The following is a 15305-nucleotide window of genomic DNA, read 5'->3' on the forward strand; positions in this document are numbered from 1 at the left end:
TGTTTTAAAGATACAGGTTTTAGAACATATTAAAAATAAGGATTACAAAATTATTCTAATTAGAATAACATTTTACGTTTCCTTACTAAAAGCCATATTACTACTGGCGCTCCTATTAATGATGTGATTGCATTGATAGGGAGTGTATATTGACTAGAAGGTAATTGTGCAATGGTATCACATACCAACATAATAATACTTCCTATTAATACTACAGCAGGAATTAAGATTTTATGATCAGAAGTATGAAAAAGTTGTCGAGTAAGATGTGGTACTGCTAATCCAATAAATGCTATGGGGCCAGCAAATGCAGTACTGCTTCCTGCTAATAATCCAGTTGCCATAATTATCAGAAATCGACTATTTTTTATATTTAACCCTAGACTTCGGGCATAATTTTCGCCCAGTAATAATGTGTTTAATGGTTTAATCGCAAGAATAGATAATAACAACCCTAAAAAAGATATTCCGAAAAAGATAAGGACATCATTCCAGGATAGATTACCTAAACTCCCAAATCCCCAAAAAATGTATTGTTGTAATTGATCTGCAGGTGCAAAATAGGAAAGCACACTTACGATTGCCGATGTTATACTACCAAACATGAGGCCTATAATAAGAATTGCCATGGTATCTCTCACTCTAATAGAAACGAGCATAACCATAAACAATACTAATACACTACCTAAACTTGCAGCAATAACTAATCCCCATTTTGAAATTAAAAACACCGATAATGCCGCTCCCGTAAAAGAACTGCTTAAGATTAAGATGGCAACACCTAAACTTGCGCCCGAGCTAATACCCAAGACAAAAGGACCGGCAAGTGGGTTTCGAAATAAGGTCTGCATCATTAAACCAGAAACCCCCAATCCACTACCAACTATAATAGCAGTAAAAGCTTTTGGTAGGCGATAATTGATGATAATATGTTTCCAGGATTCTTTTTCGACGGGACCATCAAAAAGACTACTTAAGGTATCTAACCACGGAATGATCACCGAGCCCAGACTAATATTTGTAATAAAACAAATACCTAAAAGCACACTGATACCAATAAAAACTTTTTTGTATGATTTGTTTGGGGTCAATTAATTAAGCTTTTCGAAAAAATAAGGTTCGTAATTTGTTAAAAGTTCTGGATGCGCAATTTTAATAATATCTTTAAGTATCAAATCGGGTCTCATAGGGCCCAATTCATAATAAGTTAAACCACCTTTGGCTCCAAGTTTTAATGTTGAAGAATATACGGTTTTATTTTTAAATGCATCAAATAAAGCGTACTGATGGTTTCTTTCTTTTAGCGCTAAAAGAGATCTAGAATTTCCTGATCCTATCCAAAGGTCTGCATTTTGAGCCTTTTCGAGAACACTTTCAAAACTCAACGCGATGCTTCCGGTTTTTTTAATATCTTCCCAAATATAATTGGTGTTTGCATCTTTCAAAAATTTAGCCACAAAACTATTTCCGCCAGGAACATGCCATACATCCTTATACATATTTCCAGACAATACTGTTGGAGATTTGGTAGTGCTTTGTGCCAAAGTAGTAGCTTCGTTATAATCCTTTTTGATATTTTGAAAAATTTCTTCGGCAGCAGTTTCTTTACCAAAAAATGCAGCGACAAATTTTATCCATTCGGCCCTTCCCAAAGGATGCTCTTCCATCCAGGAACCATTCATAACCACAGGTATTCCTGTTTTTTGAATAAGATCATAAGCCTTTGTGTCACCAGTAGCCGAAAACCCAATAATAAGCTCCGGATTAAGTTCTAGTACCACTTCAGTATTTAAGTTGTATTCTTTTCCGAGTTCTTTAATATTACCCTTGTCTATAAGAACTCTTGTTTTTTCTGAAGAAATATAATCTGTATGTGGGAAACCGACCAATTTTTCTTCTAAATTTAAATACTCCAGCATCGGAATATCAGTTGTTGATGTAACAACAACCTGTTCTATAGGTACTTGAATAAATATTGTATTTGGAGCCGAAAAGGGCTTTTCTGTTCCCTTGGGATGTAATATATACCTGAGCTCTTTTTTTGCATTTGGCCAAGGAGATGTAACTTTTATCTCTTTATACGTTTTATGATGCTGTATAGAAAACCCTTTGGCATATTCTATATTCTGAGGAGCCAGATACATTACAGTAAGCTGTTCTGTTTTTTCTTTAGTTTTTTTGCAAGAAGTGCATAGAATGAACAGTAGTGAAAATGCAATAATGCTGCGCATAGTAAAAATTGTTTCTGTAAAAGTAATAAATCAGGGCAATTTTAAACTTAAAACAATTTTAAATCGATAATAGTTTTTAAATACATTAATTGGATTTAGTGTTAATTTGTGGTGCTGAAATGATTTAACGAGAAATTAAAACAATAAGAATTATTTTAAATGAACAAGAATCCATTTATGTGCTCCTGGAGTGGAGGAAAGGATAGCTGTTATGCATTGCATTTGGCAAAAGATAAAGGGATGATACCTACAGTTTTACTTAATGTGTTAAATGAATACGGTGATAGATCTCGATCTCATGGTATACCCAAAGATGTTTTGATGGCACAAGCAGACGCAATGGGTTTACCTATTCATTTTTTTGAAAGTACCTGGAATGATTACGAACGATTGTACATTCAAAACCTTGTTTCACTAACAGAAACTTATGATATTGATACCTCTGTTTTTGGTGATATTGATATCATATCCCATAGGGCTTGGGAAGAAAAAGTATCCAAAGCTGCTCGTTTACATCCAATCCTTCCGTTATGGCAGCAATCGAGAAAACAATTAGTACTGGATATGATAGATTATGGTATCGAAGCCATAATTGTATCATGTAATCATCAATTAGGAAAGGATTTCTTAGGTAGAACTATAGATCATAACCTTGTCAATGAATTGGAAAACTTAGGAATAGATACTTGTGGTGAAAATGGAGAGTATCATACCTTAGTAACGAATGCTCCCTTTTTTAAGAATAAAATTGAAATTGAGATTTTAGAAAAAGAGACAACATCTAATTATAATTTTTTGCATCTCAAAATGGTATAAGGTTACAAAATTGGATTACAATTTAATTACTTCTCCATAGCCTATTTTTATATTAAAAGAATCTTTAAGATCAATTTGTCTAATATGAGAAAGTAAAGCTCTAAGTGGACCAGCATGTGACACAATAATGTTTTTTTCAGTTAGCGATAGATCTAACGAAGAAAAAAAGGATAATATTCGCTGCTGCAGTTCTACATAGGATTCGCCATTAGGAACTTGTACATTAACAAAATCATCCATCCAAGGTTGAAGTTCTTTTTGAGGGAGGGCATCCCAAGGTTGTAATTCCCAATCTCCAAAATTGAGTTCTTTGAGGCGGTTATCAAACACGACTTCTTTTTTAAAAGTTTTTGCTAATAATTTGCACCTTTGCAAGGGGCTGCAATATATTTTAGAGATTTCAGAAATTGGAATTTGATTGTGTATTTTTTCTACTTCGGTTTGAAACGAATCGGTAATGCCAATATCACTTTGACCATAACAAATACCTTTATCGATATTAGGAGTGGTATGTCTTACCAAATATATTTCCATAGGGCTATTGTTGAAAGGTAAAATATCACTTCACTTAATTGTTGAACTGCACCTGCACAATCTCCTGTTTGGCCTCCGATCCATTTTTTGAATTTGCCTCCTAACCACATTTTAGATAGATACATTGGGATCAATGTAAGAAATATCCATGGGTTTTTAAATAAGAACAAAGGGATAATACCTAAAATTCCACTAATTAATAATGTAGAAGAATGTATACTTTTTGCAGCAGGTTTAGCTTTGCTGTCATCTGTATCTCTAACATAGGGATGCGTGTAGATCAAGGTTGTGGCTATAAAGCGACTTACACTATGCCCCGAAATGATAATAAGTGGAATATAATACAGTTCGGTTTCTCGTAATGCAGCAAATTTTATTGACAATAACAAAAGTAATCCAATAGTACCGTAAGTACCTAACCGCGAATCTTTCATGATCAAAAGAATCTTGTCTTTAGTCCATCCGCCACCAAAACCATCACATACATCTGCAAAACCATCTTCATGAAAAGCCCCTGTAGCATACACAGTAGAAAACATAGATAAGAGTAATGCAATTTCAACAGAAAAAATTAAAGAAAACCCATAAAAGACAATCGCCCCAATACTACCAACTATACTGCCTACAAGAGAAAAGTACTTTGCACTTAATCTTAAATAATCAGGATCATGATTTACCCATTTAGGGCAGGGGATCCGTGTAAAAAACATTAGTGCCGTAAAAAAAATATGAATTTCTTTTTTCATTGTGTTAAAGCCTATTCACTAATTCTTGTACAGAACTAGATTGTTTTGTTATTTGTTTGATACTCCTGCGCTTTCAAAACTTGCCATAGTATTTAAAAATGCTACTGCCGATGTTATGATGGGGTAGGCAACCGCAACTCCAGTACCTTCTCCTAACCTCATTCCTAAGTTTAATAAAGGTTTTTTATTTACGAATTCAAGCATTTTTTGATGCCCTTGTTCTCCAGAAGTATGCGCAAATACGCAATAATCGATAACTTCTGGGTGGATATCAAATGCAGCTAGGAATGCAGCTGTGACAATAAAACCATCAATAACGATTGTCATTTTAAGTTCTGCGGCCCTTAAAATAGCCCCAACGATCATAGCGATCTCAAAACCTCCATAATTGGCTAACGCATCGATACTAGTGGATGGTGTGTATCTATCAAATACTTTTGATAAAATTTCTTTTTTTAAAGTAATAGCTTTTGGTTCAAGCCCTGTGCCAGAACCAACGCATTCACGAATTGGGATTTTTGTATAATAGGACATTAATAAGGAGGCAGAAGAAGTATTACTTATTCCCATCTCCCCAAATCCTACTACATTACAATCTTGATCATAAATAGTATTTATAATATCAGCCCCTCTTTGTATAGCCAAGTTACATTGTTTAGGGCTCATTGCAGCTTCGTGCCGATAATCATTAGTTCCATAATCAATTTTTGCATCGATTAAACCCGTAACCCCTTCAAAATCATGGTTAACTCCCGCATCTACTATTTTTAAGTCAATATTGTTTTGTTGACAAAAGACATTAATAGCCGCTCCATTATTTAAGAAATTATAAACCATTTGGGTAGTAACTTCTTGTGGATATGGGTTTACCTGCATGCTCTTTGCGATTCCATGATCTCCAGCAAAAACAACGATGCTGGGATTAATAAGTTTAGGTTGATCCGTATTTTGAATCATGCCTATTTGCATAGCAAGTTCTTCCAGGGTTCCAAGGGCGCCAATTGGTTTTGTTTTTTGATCTATTTTAGATTGCAGAGTTTTTTTCAACTCCTCATTCGAAACATGTTCGATGTTAAAATCCATGTGTAGTTTTATTAGTTTTAACTTTTAATTTCTACAGGTATCCCAGAGACCATTAAAATAGCCTTATCGGCATGTTTGGCGATGTGTTGATTCATCCAGCCCTGTAGTTCTGTAAATTTTCTTCCTATCTCAGTAGTAGCGTGAACTCCCATTCCAATTTCGTTAGAAATAATAATGATGGTAGCGTTAATCTGAAGTAATTTGTCAAATTCTTGTTTGGCTAGAGTTAACGATTGAGATACATCATTTTTGGTGTCTACAAAAAAATTGGTAAGCCATAGCGTAACACAATCAATAACAACTACACTTCCTGTGGTAATAACTTTAGCAATTTCTTTTTCTTCTTCGATAGATGTCCATCGGTCATCTCGATCTGCGATATGGCGATCTATTCGTTTACGATGGTTACCATCCCAAATACGTGAAGTTGCCAAGTAATAGGGGGCTTGGGATAATTCTAATGCAAGATTCTGCGCATAACTACTTTTTCCCGAGCGTTCTCCCCCTGTAACGTAGTATAACATGTACATTGTGTTTTAGAGATCGCAAAGGTAGTTCTATAAATTATTTATTTGTTAAAGTAATCTCAAATTCCATAAAATATAATACATTCGCGCAGAATTTTGGTTCTGATGCTCTTCATATAAGAGTTGAAGATTAAAAGGGAATCAGGTGAAATAATTATGTAGTTAATATAACGATGTAAATTAATATTCCTGAGCTGTTCCCGCAACTGTAAGCTGTGCCGATTGATAATTGATATGTAATGTGTCAATTTGTAATTGGTGCTTGTTGTTAGTTCTGCTAGAACCACTGTCTCGATAATTTCGAAACGGGAAGGTAAACAACAAGACGCAAGCCAGGAGACCTGCCTTTATTCACGAGTATCAAACTTTCGGGATAAAGGTTTGGGTATGGGGAAACTACATACTTTTTTCCGGTTATTGTAAAAAAATAAGTAATTAAGTAATGAACAAAAAAGTTTTTTTTGGAGCAGCATTTATGATGTTGGGATCCTCTGTTGTATTTGGACAGGAGGTTCAAGAAAACGAAACTGTAAATGAATTAGAAGAAGTAGTTATTTCTGATTCAAAATTCAGTTTAAAACGAGAACAGAGCGGTAAGGTAATCACTAAGATTACAGCCGAAGAGTTGGGGCGTTACCAAGGAGAATCAGTAGCCACCGTATTAACAAGAACAGCAGGACTGTTTATTAATGGTAACGGTAGCCCTGCAGGACAAAATTTGGGCGTATACATTCGAGGAGGTAGAAATCGCCAGGTAGTAATTAGAGTAGATGGATTAACAGTAAGTGACCCTTCTACCTCTGGTGGTGATTTTGATCTTAGATTATTATCTGTAAATCAAATACAAGAAATAGAAATCCTTAAAGGAGCATCTAGTACTTTGTATGGATCAGGAGCGGCAACAGCTGTGATTAATATTACTACAAAATCAGGTAGTAAAGAGCAAATTTCGGCCAATTTTCAATCCAGTATCGGAACCAATCAATCGCAAGAAGATCAAGATTATGACATTAATGATTTTGTAAACTTTGCTTCGGTTAATGGTACCTTAGGAAAAGTAAGTTATGTTGCAAATTTTGGAAATCAGTTTTCTGATGGAGTATCGGCTGCCGAAGCGGAAGGAGCAGAGAGCGATGCGTTTTCAAAATATAATGTATATACCAAATTAGGATATCAGTGGAATAAAAATTTTAAGTTTCACTTTTTCGGAAATATCGATCGATACAAAAATGATTTTGATGCGGGAGCAGGAGTAGACGGAGACAATCGTTTCGATAGTGAGCAACTACGAGGAGGTTTCGCGTTTGAATTGAAATATAAAAACGGAAGTTTTAATGCAGTAAATAGTTATGCTTTATTAGAACGTGAGTTTGATTCAAGTTTCCCTTCACGATATGAAAGTAAGATCTATACTTTTGATGTATATAATAAATATAATTTTAATAATACATTTTACACGGTTTTAGGGGTAAATGGGTCGAATAGCGATTTTAATTTGTTTAATATTCCTTTCGGAAGTGATGACCTTGTACAAACCATTAATGATAATGATGCAGATTTTGACATCGTAGATCCATATGTTAATGTTGTATATACTTCTGACTTTGGATTAAATGTTAATGCAGGAGCTCGTTTAAATATTCATAGTACCTATGGCAATCAGTTGGTATATAGTGTTAACCCATCATTTACACATACTTTTGGGAGCAATTATATCAAAGGGTTAGCTTCATATAGTACTGCGTATATTACACCATCATTGTTTCAATTATTTGATTCAGCCTTCTTTACTGGTAATCCTGATTTAGATCCCGAAGAGAGTACGACCATAGAGGCGGGTGTTGAATTATCTCATGAAAAAAGAGCAACTGTAAGTGTGGTTTATTTTAACAGAAAATCAGAGAATTTTATCACTTTTGATCCTACAACTTTTGTAAACTTTAACTCACCTACAGATATTGATGTTGATGGAGTAGAGTTAGAGACCTCGGCAAAGTTAGTAGATGATAAGTTAGTTATTCGAGCAAATTACACCTACACTAATATCGATAAACTAGATGATAATATTAGAATACCTGAGCATATGCTTAATGCTAATATAGGGTATCAATGGAATGATAAAACCTACACTTCTTTAAGTTATCAATTTAATACCGAAAGAGCAGACAATGATTTTGCTAATGTAGATCCAGTTACTTTTGCCCCAACACCAGTTTCATTGGACAGTTACGGTTTATTAGATTTTTATGTAAGCCACCAATTAATGAAAAGATTAAGCGTATATGCTTCTTTAAGTAATATTACTAATGAAGATTATCAAGAAATCCTTGGATTTAGTACAAAAGGAAGAAATGCAAGAATAGGATTTAATCTAGAGTTCTAATTCATTATTGTAAATAACAAACAATAAAAAACCCGTTCTAATTTTTAGAACGGGTTTTTTAATATAATAAGAAAAGTCTTACTCTTTTGTTGTTGTTCTGGAAAATGGACTGTTTTCAAGATCATAATACATATGCTGATAACCAGGAAGTTCTGATTCCGGATCCCAATATAATTCATGATCGGTAATTCCAACCTTATTACTATCTGTAGTTGCAGTTGTACCCATGGTAATTAAATCCAGAGCGGTTTTTAAATGAGGTTCATCAACTTCTCCAATTACTCCAATATCTTGCCCAGCGAATAATCTATTAATTTCACTGAAGGACACATCAGCTAAAAATCCAGCGGCATAATCTGTAACATCGTTAGCGTTCGATGATTTTACTACCAGCGGTTGTATGGCATACCTATGATCAGGATTTAGATTAGGACCAGTTCTTGAAAAATTATCAGTGTCATAAATTGTAATAGATCCTTGGTATTTTCCAGAAGTGGTTTCACCAATTTGTATAACATCTATATAAGGATCAAGACCGTTTAATATTAATTCACTGGCCGAAGCACTTAATCTTGAGGTCAAAACATAAACTCTTGTTAAACCTAATGTATTTAGAGGGGTATTGTTTCCTTCAAGAGTCACATTGGTAAATATATCAGTAAGAACTTGTGGAGCTTGATCTTGGAAGATAGCCTGTACTTCTGGGTTATAATTTCTTTTATTGAAAATTTCACCAGTAAATTGGCCAGTAATTAAGCTAGCTAATACTGTAGTACTTCTAACTGATCCACCTCGGTTATATCTTAAGTCTAGTATCAAATCTGTTATACCATCGTTTTTAAATTGGCCAAATGCATCGTTAAGGTCTCCGTCAAAAGGATCACGGAATGCATTATACATCATATATCCAATTTTTTCTCCTTGGTAATCTATAGTTTTTGAGCTAAGAATTGGATTTTCTGTTATTTCGGCTTTTGTTAACGAAATGGTTTGTCCGGTTCCTGTTACTGTTGCTCCATCAAAAGTAACAATATCAATGGTATAGGCATTAGGACTAAAAAAAGATGCACTTAAATCTGTTGCTGTAGTCAATTTTATACCATCAATTGCGTCAAAATACATTCCTCTGGTAACTCCTTTAGTATCAGAATCGCTCCCAGGTACAACGTAGCGTACATATCCTAAAACATTATTAGTGTTTGGGACTACTATAAAACCTGCACTCATACCATTACTGGTTACAACACCCTGTTGCGAATTTTCCCAAACTACATAATCCGGAATGATAAAACTAAAAGGATCCTCATTAAAAACTTGATTGTTAACAGTTATGGTCCTTGTGGATTTTAAAGCATCGTAGGTTGCTTCAGGAGAATCAAATTGTTGTAAAAATTGAAATAACTCTTGATCATTTGCGAATCTATCATTGGCTAAATCATTAACGCTTCCTTTATATAAATACCAAAAATTCATACCTCGCCAAATAAATTCATCTATATCTTGATCGGGATTATTAATGGCCACGGGACCTGGATCTGGGCCATCATCATCACTAGAACAAGAAAAAAGTAATAGCAATGAAAGTAGGTAAAGGGGTAATAATTTTAATTTGATTGCATTCATAGCTTAAATGTTAAATTTTTGTAAAAATATGATTTTATCTAATACTAAGCAATACTAACAACTGTTAATTGGTACATTGACATTCAGAATTCGTTATTCATACATAAGTTCATAATCGCGATTAAACATGTTGCTATTGCCAACACTTTTTAACCTTGATATATTATAATTATGAAAACTTTTGTTGCCTATAATGTTGTCAATTGCTGCTTTCAGTAAAGGTTCATTAGCCTCACCAATCGTGCCAGGATTCGTGAAATCTTCTTCTATCGGGATTTCTGGGACGAATCCATTAAAATAATCAGTAAACCCAACAGAATTTATGGATTTAAGTACCAAAGGTTGCATGGCATATGTATGTCCTATGTTAGCTCCTAATCGACCAAAATTGTTGGAATCATAAATAGTTATAGACGCTTGAAACTTACCTCTGGTTGTTGCCCCCACCTGTATTACATCTATATAGGGGTCAAGACCGTTAATCACCAATTCGCTTGCTGATGCCGAGCTTCTTGTTGTTAGAATATAAACTCGAGACAGGTTTAGATTATTTATCGCTTCTCCCGTTCTAATTTGGGTATCAAATAAGTTAACCTCGCCGCGTTGACTTTGTAATTCACTATTCCATTCTTCGGTACTAAAAACTTGGCCATTAAATTGACCTGTGATCATACTTGATAAATCAATTGCCGAAGTTACTGATCCACCACCATTATATCGTACATCTAGAATTAAATCAGTTACACCATCTGATTTAAATTGACCAAAGGCGGCATTAAGTTGAGCATCAAAATCTGCTGTAAATGCATTATACATTATATACCCGACTGGGCTACCACCTACATCAATGGTTTTTGAGATAAAAACTGGGTTTTCGGTGTATTGTGCCTTAGTGAGTTCAATAGATTCCCCAGTTGGTGTTATATCAGTACCATCAAAAGTTGCTAGACCAATGGTATAGGTATCAGGTTCTAATAATTGTCTGAAATTGTTTTCGGTGATTTGAGTACCATCGATGGTATTAAAAATATAACCTCGTTGGATCCCTTTTGTTTGCGCATCAGTGTTAGGGAGCACATAACGCACAAATCCAAAGATGTTGGATGGAACATTTGGATAGCGCACTAAGCCAAACTCCATTCCGTTATTCATGGTTAAACCATCAAAGGCTTGTTCTAAGGCAATGTAATCATCAACCAAAAAACTAAATTCATCTACGTTAGATTTTAAAGATTCGAAAATGGCTTCAGGAGTATCAAAACTACTTATAAAGGTGTTATACTCTTGATCTGAGGCAAATCGATCGTTGGCCAGATCAGCAACATCGGCTTTATATAAATAAAATACGTTCATGCCTCTCCAGATAAAATTATTTATATCTGTTGTACTTGCGATCTGAGGGACATCATCCTTATCATCAAAACATCCTGTACTCAGGCTTCCAATTAAAACGAATAGCAAAAAATGCCTGAAGTATAACATAGTGTCTTTTTTAAGTATATAGCGCTAAAAGTACCTGTTTTATTGTAATTTTAAAAAAGAATGTAACAAATTGTAGGTATAGTCGTCTCCCTAATATAAGACCAAAAGTTTTATACATCAACCAATCAAAAAATGAAAGAAAGAGCATTTATAACGCTTACTAATGGATTTAAGGACAAGCTTTTTAGGCTGGCCAAACGTCTACTGGTGAGTAATGAAGAAGCAGAGGATGCCACCCAGGAGATATTGCTCAAGTTATGGAGGAATAAAAGTAAGATGGCTGAATATAAGAATGTAGAAGCTTTTGCGATGACAATGACCAAAAATTATTGTTATGATAAGTTAAAGGCAAAGGAAACTGGAAATTTGAAGATCGTACATAGTAATTATAAAGATGAGCGAGCTTCATTACAAAGACAAGTTGAAGCAAAAGATAGTCTGGATTGGGTAGGTAAAATCATGAACGGTTTGCCAGAACAACAACGAATGATTATTCAGCTTAGAGATATAGAACAATATGATAATGCAGAAATAGCCGAAATGTTAGGACTTAACGAAACGGCAGTAAGAGTTGCATTATCAAGAGGAAGAAAAAAAATAAGAGAGGAATTATTAAAAAAACATAATTATGGAGTTGTCTAACATAGAAAAATTACTGGAGAAGTATTTCGAAGGCGAAACGACCATTTCTGAAGAAAAAGAATTAAAGGTTTACTTTACCAGAGAAACTGTGCCGTCGCATCTAGAGAGATACAAAGATTTATTTCAGTTTTTTTCGGAAGAGAGCAACATAACTGCTACTAAGGATACAAAAATTCCAACAAGTAAAACTTCATGGTCAAAATGGGTAGGAGTTGCCGCGTCGGTTGCTCTGATTGCGGGGATCTTTTTTACAAAGACCTCACCAGAACCAGAAGAGTTAGGAACTTTTGAAGATCCAGAAATAGCGTTACAAGAAACCAAAAAAATCCTCAATATGGTTTCTCAAATAATGAATGAGGGTAAAGAGGACCTAGTGTACCTGAATGAATTTGATAATGCCAAAAGAAACTTGGTGTATCTCAATGAGTTCGAAAACACAACAAAAGAGTTAATAAAATAGATAAAAACGATTTTCCGGAATATGGTAAACAATGATCCGGTATTTTAAATGTAAATATTATGAAAAAGTTAGTGATTATTTTAGTTTTTGCAGTGGTACCATATATGGCCAGTGCTCAGAATAGTTTTGATAAATATGAGAACATGAAAGATGTATCTTCTGTGATCGTAACCAGCAAAATGTTCAAATTATTAAGTAAAATAGATTTAGAAAGTAATGATAAAGAGGTTCAAGAATATGTGAACCTGGTAGAAAAGATTAAAAACATAAAAGTCTTTGCTACAGATAATGATGAGATAGGAAAGAAAATGAAGGCAGATGTAGCATCATATCTTAAAAGCTCTACACTAGATGAGTTAATGAGAGTAAATAGTGATGGTAAAAATGTGAAGTTTTATTCTAAGCCAGGAAAAGACGACGATCATGTAAGTGAGTTGTTTATGTTTTTGGATGGAGTAAAAGAAAATGGAGACGGACCAGATACTGTGGTATTAACCATTACAGGTGATATCGATTTAAAGCAAGTATCTAAAATTGCAGACCACCTTAATGTACCAGGAGGTGAAGAATTGAAAAAGGTAAAAAAAGGTAACTAGTACCTATTTAATATAATGACTAAATTTCTTCTAGCATTGGCTAGAAGAAATTTGGTCTTCATCAATCAATCAACCATCTCTAACATAAATTTAGAGACAAAAAAATTAAGATCATGAAGAATATATTTAAAGTCTTAGGCGCAATAGGGATTTTATCCATAATGAGCTGTAATAGCGAGACATCATTACAACAATATTTTGTAGATCATCAAAACGATAATGCGTTTATAGCTGTTGATATACCATCTAGTCTTTTGGATAAAAATGAGGTCGACCTTTCGCAAGATGAAAAAGAAACTTTAGAAAGTATAAAAAAAGTGAACTTTTTGGCATTGAAATTAAATGATGACTTACAAAGTAAATATGAAGAAGAAAGTGAGGCTATTAATGCCATACTGAGCAATGAAAAATATGAAACATTAATGCGAGTAGGATCTAATGGTACCAAAGCAGTTATAAAATTTTTGGGTGACGAAGATGAGATCGATGAGGTTATCGTATTTGCTAAGCATGATGAAAAAGGGTTAGCCTTAGTAAGGGTGTTAGGTAATAATATGAAGCCAGAGAAGATTGCGAAATTGGTAAAAACTGCAGAAAAAATGGATTTAAGTGCGTTTAAACAAATTGCAGATAGTTTTGATTAAATAAAATAACATTCATCAAATCAAAAAATGAAAAAAGCCTTGTAATTATTATATTACAAGGCTTTTTTATTGGGTATATGTTGATCTAGATCCCTGTATAATTTGAAGGAGTGATCTGTTTTAATTCAGATTTAATAGCATCAGATACTTCTAGTGTTTCTATAAAACTAGCAATAGAGTTTTGATTAATAGCCTCATTAGTTCTTGTTAACCCTTTAAGAGCTTCATAAGGATTTGGATATCCTTCTCTCCTTAATATAGTTTGTATTGCTTCCGCCACAACCGCCCAATTGTTTTCGAGATCCTGAGCAAACTTTTCTTCATTTAATAAAAGTTTGTTTAATCCTTTAAGTGTAGCTTGAAAAGCAATAAGCGTATGCCCAAAAGGAACCCCTACATTTCTTAACACTGTACTATCGGTGAGATCACGTTGCAATCTACTTATTGGTAATTTTGCTGCAAGGTGCTCAAATAACGCATTGGCAATACCAAGGTTACCCTCACTATTTTCAAAATCGATAGGGTTTACTTTATGTGGCATGGCCGAAGACCCTACTTCACCTTTTTTGATTTTTTGTTTAAAATAATCCATAGATACATAGGTCCAGACATCTCTATCTAGATCTAGTAATATGGTATTGATTCTTTTTAACCCATCAAACAATGCTGCCATATGATCATAATGCTCGATCTGAGTAGTAGGGAATGAATGGTGTAATCCTAATTTTTCTTGAACAAAGTGGGTTCCAAAAGCTTTCCAGTCTATCGTAGGGTAAGCAACTTTATGTGCATTATAATTTCCTGTCGCACCACCAAACTTTGCTGCACTTGGGATATCTTTTAATAAATCAAACTGAGCTTCTAATCGAGTTACATATACCTGAAACTCTTTTCCTAAGCGGGTAGGAGAAGCTGGTTGCCCATGTGTACGTGCCAACATCGATACTTGAGCCCACTCTGTAACCAAAGTTTTTAGCTTATCTAACAACTCTAAGTATTGTGGGATGTATGCATTACTAATTGCCTCTTTAATACTTAGAGGAATAGCTGTATTGTTAATGTCTTGCGAGGTTAATCCAAAATGAATAAACTCCTTGTATTGCTGTAGTCCAAGTGCATCAAACTTATCTTTGATAAAATACTCAACAGCCTTAACATCATGATTAGTTACTTTTTCGATGTCCTTAATTGCCATAGCATCTTCACTAGAAAAAGAAATGTAGATATCTCTAAGTTTATCAAATAAAGAAGTATCTATATCTTGCAATTGTGGTAAGGGTAACTCACATAAAGCAATAAAATATTCGATTTCTACTAAGACACGATATTTAATTAATGCTTCCTCACTAAAAAAAGTGCTTAAGCTTTTAGTTTTTACAGCATAACGACCATCAATAGGAGAAATAGCTTGCAAAGGAAATATAGACATAATGTTGTGTTTTTTTTTGAAAGGTGCAAAGATAAAGTTTATGTTTCGATTTACGATTCTGGAAATGAGATTTTTCCAAGTTTCTGGAGTTCTTGTGGTAGCGAGTAAC

General features: G+C 34.2%; 15 protein-coding genes and 1 riboswitch. Of the genes, 6 read left to right on the forward strand and 9 right to left on the reverse strand.

The window, feature by feature from the left end:
- Positions 1-59 precede the first annotated feature (59 nt).
- On the reverse strand, positions 60-1091 hold the full coding sequence (locus DK508_RS02750) for an iron ABC transporter permease (RefSeq protein ID WP_109299213.1): 1032 nt from the start codon (positions 1089-1091) through the stop codon (positions 60-62).
- On the reverse strand, positions 1092-2231 hold the full coding sequence (locus DK508_RS02755) for an ABC transporter substrate-binding protein (protein ID WP_109299214.1): 1140 nt from the start codon (positions 2229-2231) through the stop codon (positions 1092-1094).
- Positions 2232-2390: 159 nt separating this feature from the next.
- Between DK508_RS02755 and DK508_RS02760 the strand changes: the two genes are divergently transcribed.
- Positions 2391-3047: a diphthine--ammonia ligase gene (locus DK508_RS02760; RefSeq protein WP_200831831.1), complete on the forward strand. Its 657-nt coding sequence runs from the start codon at positions 2391-2393 to the stop codon at positions 3045-3047.
- Positions 3048-3062: 15 nt separating this feature from the next.
- Here DK508_RS02760 and cobC read toward each other — a convergent pair whose 3' ends face one another.
- From cobC to DK508_RS02780, 4 genes are read right to left on the reverse strand one after another with little or no spacing between them, the layout of a single operon-like run.
- On the reverse strand, positions 3063-3581 hold the full coding sequence (gene cobC / locus DK508_RS02765; RefSeq protein ID WP_109299216.1) for an alpha-ribazole phosphatase: 519 nt from the start codon (positions 3579-3581) through the stop codon (positions 3063-3065).
- On the reverse strand, positions 3563-4327 hold the full coding sequence (locus tag DK508_RS02770) for an adenosylcobinamide-GDP ribazoletransferase (RefSeq protein WP_109299217.1): 765 nt from the start codon (positions 4325-4327) through the stop codon (positions 3563-3565). Before DK508_RS02770 ends, cobC begins: the two co-directional genes overlap by 19 nt.
- 48 nt (positions 4328-4375) lie before the next feature.
- A complete protein-coding gene (cobT, locus tag DK508_RS02775; RefSeq protein ID WP_109299218.1) occupies positions 4376-5410 on the reverse strand; it encodes a nicotinate-nucleotide--dimethylbenzimidazole phosphoribosyltransferase in 1035 nt (344 codons plus the stop codon).
- Between the two features lie 17 nt (positions 5411-5427).
- On the reverse strand, positions 5428-5934 hold the full coding sequence (locus DK508_RS02780; protein WP_109299219.1) for a bifunctional adenosylcobinamide kinase/adenosylcobinamide-phosphate guanylyltransferase: 507 nt from the start codon (positions 5932-5934) through the stop codon (positions 5428-5430).
- Positions 5935-6017: 83 nt separating this feature from the next.
- A riboswitch (cobalamin riboswitch) is annotated at positions 6018-6301 on the forward strand.
- A gap of 78 nt (positions 6302-6379) precedes the next feature.
- Here DK508_RS02780 and DK508_RS02785 point away from each other — a divergent pair.
- On the forward strand, positions 6380-8320 hold the full coding sequence (locus tag DK508_RS02785) for a TonB-dependent siderophore receptor (protein WP_109299220.1): 1941 nt from the start codon (positions 6380-6382) through the stop codon (positions 8318-8320).
- Between the two features lie 78 nt (positions 8321-8398).
- On the opposite strand, the gene DK508_RS02790 is transcribed toward DK508_RS02785, so the two are convergent.
- Positions 8399-9943, reverse strand: a complete 1545-nt coding sequence (locus DK508_RS02790) for a S41 family peptidase (protein ID WP_109299221.1) — start codon at positions 9941-9943, stop codon at positions 8399-8401.
- 93 nt (positions 9944-10036) lie between these two features.
- Positions 10037-11425, reverse strand: coding sequence for a S41 family peptidase (locus DK508_RS02795; RefSeq protein WP_109299222.1), 1389 nt, complete (start codon positions 11423-11425; stop codon positions 10037-10039).
- 132 nt (positions 11426-11557) lie between these two features.
- On the opposite strand from DK508_RS02795, the gene DK508_RS02800 reads away from it, so the two are divergent.
- From DK508_RS02800 to DK508_RS02815, 4 genes are all read left to right on the forward strand, one after another.
- A complete protein-coding gene (locus DK508_RS02800) occupies positions 11558-12067 on the forward strand; it encodes an RNA polymerase sigma factor (protein WP_109299223.1) in 510 nt (169 codons plus the stop codon).
- On the forward strand, positions 12054-12527 hold the full coding sequence (locus DK508_RS02805) for a hypothetical protein (RefSeq protein WP_109299224.1): 474 nt from the start codon (positions 12054-12056) through the stop codon (positions 12525-12527). Before DK508_RS02800 ends, DK508_RS02805 begins: the two co-directional genes overlap by 14 nt.
- Before the next feature lie 59 nt (positions 12528-12586).
- Positions 12587-13123 carry a DUF4252 domain-containing protein gene (locus tag DK508_RS02810; protein WP_109299225.1) on the forward strand — a complete coding sequence of 179 codons (537 nt, stop codon included), beginning with the start codon at positions 12587-12589 and terminating at the stop codon, positions 13121-13123.
- Between the two features lie 113 nt (positions 13124-13236).
- On the forward strand, positions 13237-13767 hold the full coding sequence (locus DK508_RS02815) for a DUF4252 domain-containing protein (protein WP_109299226.1): 531 nt from the start codon (positions 13237-13239) through the stop codon (positions 13765-13767).
- Positions 13768-13852: 85 nt separating this feature from the next.
- Here the strand turns inward: DK508_RS02815 and purB are convergent, their stop codons facing one another.
- Positions 13853-15196, reverse strand: coding sequence for an adenylosuccinate lyase (gene purB / locus DK508_RS02820; RefSeq protein WP_109299227.1), 1344 nt, complete (start codon positions 15194-15196; stop codon positions 13853-13855).
- Positions 15197-15305: the final 109 nt, after the last annotated feature.

Origin of the sequence: Aquimarina sp. AU474, from assembly GCF_900312815.1 — a bacterium.
Taxonomy (GTDB): Bacteria; Bacteroidota; Bacteroidia; order Flavobacteriales; family Flavobacteriaceae; genus Aquimarina.